This is a genomic window from Pseudomonas sp. P5_A12 (assembly GCF_056400685.1).
Genome location: NZ_JBFUKU010000256.1, coordinates 1 through 7,470, shown reverse-complemented (window position 1 = coordinate 7,470; position 7,470 = coordinate 1). Strand labels below are relative to the sequence as shown.

The 7,470-nt window shown below is 54.8% G+C and carries 7 protein-coding genes and 1 pseudogene; 7 read left to right on the top strand and 1 reads right to left on the bottom strand.

Features of this window, described 5'->3' with window-relative positions; translation table 11 throughout:
- From AC1DSG_RS24475 to AC1DSG_RS24465, 3 genes are all read left to right on the top strand, one after another.
- A partial coding sequence (locus AC1DSG_RS24475) for a GMC family oxidoreductase (RefSeq protein WP_477793200.1) occupies positions 1 to 1,665 on the top strand: 1,665 nt, incomplete at its 5' end.
- Between the two features lie 9 nt (positions 1,666 to 1,674).
- Positions 1,675 to 2,493 (top strand): HTD2 family dehydratase, encoded by an 819-nt coding sequence (locus AC1DSG_RS24470; RefSeq protein WP_477793199.1) that lies wholly within the window; start codon positions 1,675 to 1,677, stop codon positions 2,491 to 2,493.
- Between the two features lie 29 nt (positions 2,494 to 2,522).
- Positions 2,523 to 3,392, top strand: a complete 870-nt coding sequence (locus tag AC1DSG_RS24465) for an HpcH/HpaI aldolase/citrate lyase family protein (protein ID WP_477793198.1) — start codon at positions 2,523 to 2,525, stop codon at positions 3,390 to 3,392.
- 44 nt (positions 3,393 to 3,436) lie between these two features.
- On the opposite strand, the pseudogene AC1DSG_RS24460 reads toward AC1DSG_RS24465, so the two are convergent.
- A pseudogene (locus AC1DSG_RS24460) lies at positions 3,437 to 4,324 on the bottom strand (LysR family transcriptional regulator); the annotation flags it as partial.
- A gap of 129 nt (positions 4,325 to 4,453) precedes the next feature.
- On the opposite strand from AC1DSG_RS24460, the gene AC1DSG_RS24455 reads away from it, so the two are divergent.
- The 4 genes from AC1DSG_RS24455 to AC1DSG_RS24440 all read left to right on the top strand — a co-directional run.
- Positions 4,454 to 5,236: an SDR family NAD(P)-dependent oxidoreductase gene (locus AC1DSG_RS24455; protein WP_477793197.1), complete on the top strand. Its 783-nt coding sequence runs from the start codon at positions 4,454 to 4,456 to the stop codon at positions 5,234 to 5,236.
- 33 nt (positions 5,237 to 5,269) lie between these two features.
- Positions 5,270 to 6,259: a quinone oxidoreductase family protein gene (locus AC1DSG_RS24450; protein ID WP_477793196.1), complete on the top strand. Its 990-nt coding sequence runs from the start codon at positions 5,270 to 5,272 to the stop codon at positions 6,257 to 6,259.
- Positions 6,260 to 6,302: 43 nt separating this feature from the next.
- Positions 6,303 to 7,052 carry an SDR family NAD(P)-dependent oxidoreductase gene (locus AC1DSG_RS24445; RefSeq protein ID WP_477793195.1) on the top strand — a complete coding sequence of 250 codons (750 nt, stop codon included), beginning with the start codon at positions 6,303 to 6,305 and terminating at the stop codon, positions 7,050 to 7,052.
- A 43-nt stretch (positions 7,053 to 7,095) separates the two neighbouring features.
- A partial coding sequence (locus AC1DSG_RS24440; protein WP_477793194.1) for an SDR family NAD(P)-dependent oxidoreductase occupies positions 7,096 to 7,470 on the top strand: 375 nt, incomplete at its 3' end.

Here is a 7,470-nt window from a genome sequence, read left to right as displayed (position 1 = left end):
GAAATGAACGAATCGACCTATGACTACATCATCGTAGGGGCAGGCTCGGCGGGCTGCGTGTTGGCAAACCGACTCAGCGCTGACCCGTCCAAACGTGTCCTACTTCTGGAAGCTGGCCCTTCCGATGACCTTCTCTGGATCAAGATCCCGGCTGGGATGACCCGGCTGTTTTCGAACAAGAAGGTGAACTGGCGATATCAGGGGGCGAAGGAGCCGGGTTTTAACAACCGTACGCTCTACTGTCCTCGCGGGAAGACGCTGGGTGGCTCTAGCTCCATCAACGGTCTGGTCTACATGCGCGGCAACTCGCATGACTACGATGCCTGGCGCGACGAAGGTAATCCGGGCTGGGGCTGGTCGGATGTGCTCCCTTACTTCAAGAAAAGCGAGCGTCAGCTGCGTGGGGGAGATGAGTTTCATGGCGCTACTGGCGAGCTTGCGATTTCTGACGTAGTGAATCCGCACGTTGCCTCGCTGACGTTCATCGATTCTGCGAAGGCAATCGGCATCCCGTTCAATAAGGATTTCAACGGTGCTCAGCAGTACGGCGTTGGCTACCCTCAGATGACCATGGAGAACGGTGTGCGACAGTCCGCATCCACCGCCTTTCTCAAGCCAATTCGCAGTCGTACCAACCTTGAAGTACAAGTGAACGCCCATGCCGAGCGGATTTTGTTTGAAGGCAAACGGGCTGTCGGCGTGCGCTTCGCCATTAAGGGTAGTAAGCAGAAGCGGGATGTATACGCGAAGGAGATCATTCTCAGCGGCGGCACCATCGCCTCACCTCAGTTGCTGATGCTTTCAGGTGTCGGCCCAGTGGATCATCTGCGTGGCCACGGCATTGACGTTGTCCATGATCTGCCGGGGGTTGGAGAAAACCTTCACGACCATGCATATGYCCATTTTCTGAATCAGGTAACGCCGAAGTTTTCTATCAACCATGAGATTCAAGGCTGGCGCCTGATTCCTCATGTCCTGCAATACGTGGGCTCACGCAAAGGGCTACTGACTTCAGCGGCTGCCCAGGTTTGCTGCTTTGTAAAATCTGACCCTTCCATGATCTCACCTGACCTGCAGATTCAATTCAGACCCTTCAGCATCGTCGTGACAGAAGACGGCAAGATCGTGCCGGAGAAGATCCCTGTTGTCACCGCGTCCTGCAGTCAGATTCGGCCAAAATCGCGCGGGCATATTCGCCTCAAGTCTGCAAATCCGTATGACGATCCAGACATCCTGATGAACTATCTGACCCACGAAGACGACTGCAAGGCGTTGATTGCGGGTATTCGTTGGATGCGCAAAATCTACGCTGCCGAGCCGCTCTCCCAGCACGTCGTCAAAGAGACCATGCCGGGCAGTCAGGTGCAGACGGACGAGCAGATCCTCGATTATTTAAGAAAGTTTGGTCAGTCGATGTATCACCCCGTTGGTTCTTGCCGGATGGGGAATGATCAGACTTCAGTAGTCGACTCAAGACTGCGTGTGCGAGGTGTTGAAGGACTTCGTGTGATCGACGCTTCCATCATGCCGAGTATCTGTTCGGGTAACACCAATGCTCCAGCCATCATGATCGCGGAGAAAGGAGCGGACATGGTTATCGAAGACGCTCGTTTATCCAGAAGTTCATCCGGTCGGGATTTGAAAACCGACACAGCGTTAGCATAAGGAGGGTTTGTGGAATATTCAGAATGGGTTGGTAAAACTCAAGAACGCGCCGAAGTCATCACGCAGGAAAATGCGGCCAAGTTAGCCGTGACACTTAATGAAAAAGCGCCTGCCGATGGCGATCCCTTACCGCTGTTGTGGCATTGGGCGTACTTTCAGGATCTCGCATCCACAGAATCGCTGCGTTCGGATGGACACGCGGTGACAGGTGATTTTCTTCCTGCCGCAGGCGACCGAACTCGGATGTGGGCGGGTGGTCGCCTGTCGTTCATGAAGCCGTTGATGGTTGGCAAGCTTGTCCATCGTCGCTCTACGATCCAGGACGTCAAGGAAAAACAAGGTCGGACGGGTTCGCTGCTGTTTGTGACAGTCCGGCATGAGTACATTCAGGATGAAGAGCCCTCGCTGATTGAGGAGCAAGACATCGTCTATCGAATTGTCACCAAAGCCGTTGTGGGTGAGGGTGATCCATTGCCAGAAGCCGAATGGACTGACGAGATCGACACCAGTCCTACGTTGCTCTTTCGCTATTCGGCTGTGACCTTCAACACCCACCGAATTCACTACGACTGGCGATATGTGACCGATGCTGAGGGTTATCCTGGATTGGTTGTGCACGGGCCTCTTACAGCCACGTTGGTCATGCGCGCATTTTCGAAGTTCGCACCTGAGCGAACCGTGCGAACTTTTGCTTTCAAAGGTGTCCGGCCGCTTATAGCTGGCGATACTTTGATCGTAGGGGGCCGTGTCGAAGAGGAGGGGAAAGCTTCGGTTTGGGCAGGCAACAGGGGCGGCATTGGCCAACTTGGCGAGATCGGGTTCACTTAACCTCTCTCGACGTGACGGTGGAAGAAATTATGAACGACGTTTCAGTCAATATTGTAGGAAATGATCTGGTGCGCTCAGCGCTCTTTGTGCCGGGTGATCGACCCGAGCGATATGAAAAGGCACTGGCCAGTGGCGCAGACCGCGTTATCGTGGATTTTGAAGACGCTGTAGAGGAGGCCTCAAAAAGCAATGCCCGGGCATCGTTAGGTGAGTTTCTGCTTTGCAACCCTGAGGCCGCAGTTTTGGTACGCGTGAACTCACCCGGCCATGCCCAGCACGAGGCTGACCTCGCATTTTGCAAAGGGCATCAGGGCGTCATAGGGGTCATGCTGCCCAAGACAGAAACGCGCGCTCAACTGGCGAATGCAGCCGAAACTGGCAAATCGATTCTGCCCATCATCGAGAGCGCTCTGGGTGCAGTAAATTTACCTGAACTCTGCTCCGTCCCCGGGGTTGAAAGGCTGTGCTTTGGGGCCATCGACATGGCGTTGGACTTAGGCTTGAAAGATGGTTCACCAGGTGCGCTTACCGTCCTCGACCACCTAAGAATTTCCGTTATTGTACAATCACGGGTTTACGGCTTGGCCCCTCCGCTAGATGGGGTATTCCCAGCGATAAATGATTTGCCAGGTTTGACCAGTGCGGTCAATACCGCTTTGGAAATGGGCTTTGGCGGCGTGTTATGCATACACCCCAAGCAAGTGGCCGTAATTCACGAAGCATTGGCGCCAGAACCAGAAGAGGTCAATTGGGCAAACCGTGTCCTGGCTGCTGCTGAAACGCAGGGCGGCGCTTTCAAGCTCGACGGGCAGATGATCGATGCGCCAGTTCTATCGCGAGCCCGGCGCATTCTCAGTACATTGAGTAACTTAAGGTCTACCGTCAGTCTGTTGCGCTGACGGTCATTCGAATGTGGCGCGGTTATCAAGAGACGCACGAGCTGAGCTAGGCGGGATGCGGCAGGTGACATCGATCTGCCCTTAATCGTGATGATGGCGACCTGTCTTACAAGCTCTGGCTCGACGATCAGCATCTCATGTGTGTCGGGATGGGGATGCTCCGGCAATACAACTGCAGGTAACACTGCAGCTCCCAACCCTGCATTTGCCATTGATATTAGCGTCTGCGCCTGATTGAACTGGTATCGCGTCTTCAATTCCAGTCCGAGCTGTTTGGCAGTGTCATCAACCACAACTCGAAGTGCCGTCGCGAGATTCAGCAGCAGCAACGGCATCTGAGCGAGCTCGGTCATCGTGATGGTCGACCCTCCTACCTCCCGCAATTTCTTCGGGACTAGCGCATAGAGATTTTCTGTGAGGATTGTTTCACAGTTGAAATCTGGCAAGTCGCTGACTGGCCCGATGCCGAAGTCCACTTCGCCTTTGCGAATGCTGTCATGCATGTCGCCGGAAGTCAGTTCACGAACGAATACTTCGATCCCAGGATAATCGCTTTCGAACGCAGCGAGGATTTTCGCCAGCCGAGTCGCAGCGACTGTGGTTGAGCAGGCGAGAAAAATTCGGCCGCGCTTTAAATCAGTCGTCTCCTGTATACGTCGCAATCCCAGCTCGACCTCATGCACGGCCCGCTTCGCACTTTCCAGCAGTTCAACTCCCGAGTCAGTGAGACTCACATGACGAGTGGTTCGATGAAAGAGTTGCACCCCCAACTGGCTCTCCAGCTGCTTGATCTGGCTGGTCACAGCTGACTGCGATTTGTGCGTCAGGTCGGCCGCCTGCCGAAAACTTCCGTGCTCAGCTACCAGCATAAAAGCCTGTAACAGCTTCAGATTCACGTTCGGTAATGGCTGCGGCTCGCGTGGAGTGGGCATGTTGGCCTCATTATTAGATTAGATTGCATAATTCTAATGATAATTGAATTGGTCGACTTTACCAGTCGGCAGTAACCTCAATTTCACCAAAACGGTAATGGCGCCACACAAAAATAAAAGGAGCCCGCTGTGTATTCTGACCTCGTACCTTTCGTACCCCCAAGCTTTCGTCTGGATGGTAAAACTGCCTTGATCACAGGTGCAGGTGGCGGTATCGGCGAGGGCATTGCCCTTACCTTTGCCAACGCTGGTGCGCATGTCATCTTGGTTGGCCGCGACCGGGATCCTCTTGACCCTGTCGCCGTTTACATCCGCGCCCAAGGCGGTCAGGCAACCGTTGCGGTCTGTGACGTGACCGACAGCGGCGCCATACGTGCTCTGATCAATGAGCTTCCCGCCCTCGATATCCTGGTTAACAACGCTGGCACAAATTTCCCCGAGCCGATGGTGGAAGTGAGTGACGAACACCTGGATGCCATGCTCAATCTCAACGTTCGAGCATGCTTTGTGACTGCTCAAGCGGCCGCGAAGAAAATGCTGAGCAAGCAGTCGAACACCCCAGGCGTGGTCATCAATATCACCTCTCAAATGGGCCATGTCGGCTCTCCGAATCGAACTGTGTACTGCATGACCAAGCATGCCGTTGAAGGCTTGACTAAGGCGATGGCGATTGAATTTGCAGATCGCGGGCTGCGGGTCAACAGCATTGCTCCCACTTTCGTGAATACACCCCTTGTGCGCAGCATCGTCAACACGCCTGAAAAACAGCAATTTCTTGTCTCCAAAATCCCTCTTGGTCATATGGCCCAAGTTGAGGACATCGTCGGTGCAGCTCTTTACCTCGCCAGCCCCGCAGCTCGGATGGTAACCGGGGCAAGTTTGATGGTGGACGGCGGCTGGACAGCGCAATAACAAATCCCACGTACTTTTAAGCGAGGAATCAGAATGAGCAATTCAGTAGGCGCACTCATTGTCGAGCGAACCGGTGGCCCGGAAGTACTTGAGTGGCAACAAATCCAGTTGCCTGAGGTGGGCGATAACGAAGTTCAGATTCGCCAGGAAGCCGTGGGTGTGGATTTCATTGACACCCAGCTACGTTCCGGCCTGCTTCCGCTTCCTAAACTGCCGAGTGGTTTGGGATTCGCCGCTGCGGGGGTCATTGAAAAAGTCGGAAAATCGGTCATCGGACTCACTGAGGGCGACAAAGTCGTCTACCACTTTCTGACGCCTGGGGCCTATGCAGAGAAAAGGAATGTCCCTGCCGAGCGAGTGTTCAAGCTGCCCGACCAGAGCCTGGACTCAATCACTGCTGCCGGCGCATTGTTCCGGGGGCTTACAGCTTGGTACCTGGCCACACGCCTGAAAGACATCAAGCCGGGCGACTGGGTATTGGTTCACGCGGCGGCTGGTGGGGTTGGCCTGATCCTCTGTCAGTGGCTGTCCCATCTCGGCGCCAATGTCATCGGCACCTGTGTTGGTCAAGAGAAAGCGGAAATTCTCAAAGAATATGGTTGTGCTCATCCAGTGGATGTCGAAAAAGCCGATTTTCTGGGTGTCACCAAGCGGCTTACTGATGGGAAGGGCGTGAGTGTCGTGTTCGAATCCATCGGCAAGGAAACTTTTGAAAAATCGTTGGATTGCGCACAGCGCTTCGGCCTGATCGTATCGTTCGGCTGGGCATCCGGAGACGTTGCTCCAATCGATCTCGCCTACCTGCGGAACAAGGGATCCTTGTTCATCACCCGTCCGACCATTTCGCATTATGTCGCCGAGTCTGCTGATTTCCAACGAGGAGCAAGCGAGCTCTTTGCGTTGATTAAGTCGGGTGATTTGCGCATTCGCGTTGACCATCAGTATCCGCTGAAAGAAGCGGGCGCCGCTCACGAAGATCTTGCCTCAGGCAAGACCAGCGGATCGGTAATCCTCATCGTTTGAGCGCATCACGGCTTCTCCGAAAACAAGAACAAGGGAGATCACCATGTTACTCAAAGGGAAAACCGCCATCATCACCGGTGGCGCTTCGTTGAAGGGTATTGGCTGGGCTACCGCCCAGCTGTTCATCGAAAACGGGGCTCGTGTTGCGGTACTCGATCTTGATACGGATCTGATTGACGCTGCAGTTCACAAGCTCGGAAATTGCAGCGTTGGCTATAGCTGCGATGTTCGTTCCCCCGATGCTTGTGAACGTACGGTTGACTCAATTATCCAGGCGTTTGGACAGGTCGACATCCTTATCAACAATGCCGGTGTCAGTCAGCCATTCAAGCTGATGGCAAGCACGGTGGAAGATTACGAACTGGTGATGGACGTCAGCCTGCGTGGCGCGTTCAACATGTCCAGAGCAGTAGTGCCACATCTACGCGCTCGGCGCAGCGGCGCGATCGTGAACATGGGATCAGTAGCCGCTCAACGGGGTGGTGGTGTGCTGGGTGGCCCCCATTATGCGGCAGCCAAGGGAGCAACTCAGACCCTTGCCAAGGCAATGGCTCGCGAGTTGGCGCCCGACGGTATTCGCGTCAACGCAATCGCTCCGGGGCTGGTCGACACCGAGCTACTCATGGGCACGCTCACTGACGAAGGTCGGCAGTCAGCATTGGCCGCTACACCGCTCGGTCGCCTAGCTCTTCCTTTGGATGTCGCAAACGCCTGTCTTTTCCTCTCGTCTGACCTCTCGAGCTACGTAACGGGCGTTGTACTCGACGTCAATGGCGGGCTGCACATTCACTGAGCCTGGGCGCCGGCGAATGTCGGTCACAGGAGGAGATAACGATATGTTGCTCAAGGACAAAGTAGCGCTGGTGACGGGAGCCGGATCGCTAAACGGCATCGGTTGGGCGATTGCCAAGCGGTTTGCAGAGGAGGGCGCCACGATCGTTCTTCTCGACATTGCCGCCGACAAACTTCAGATCGCCGCCGACGCGCTGGGCCTCCCTCATCAAAGTTTTGTTTGCGACGTGAGGGATTCACAGCGTTGCAAAAAAGTAGTTGAGCAAGCCATCGAAGCTTTCGGGCAAGTCGACATCCTGGTCAATAACGCTGGGGTTAGTCAGTCACGACGTCTGTTGGATATCGATGATGAAGGCTACGACTTGGTGATGGACGTAAGCCTTCGCGGCGCTCTCAACATGTCGAAGGCGGTGGTGCCT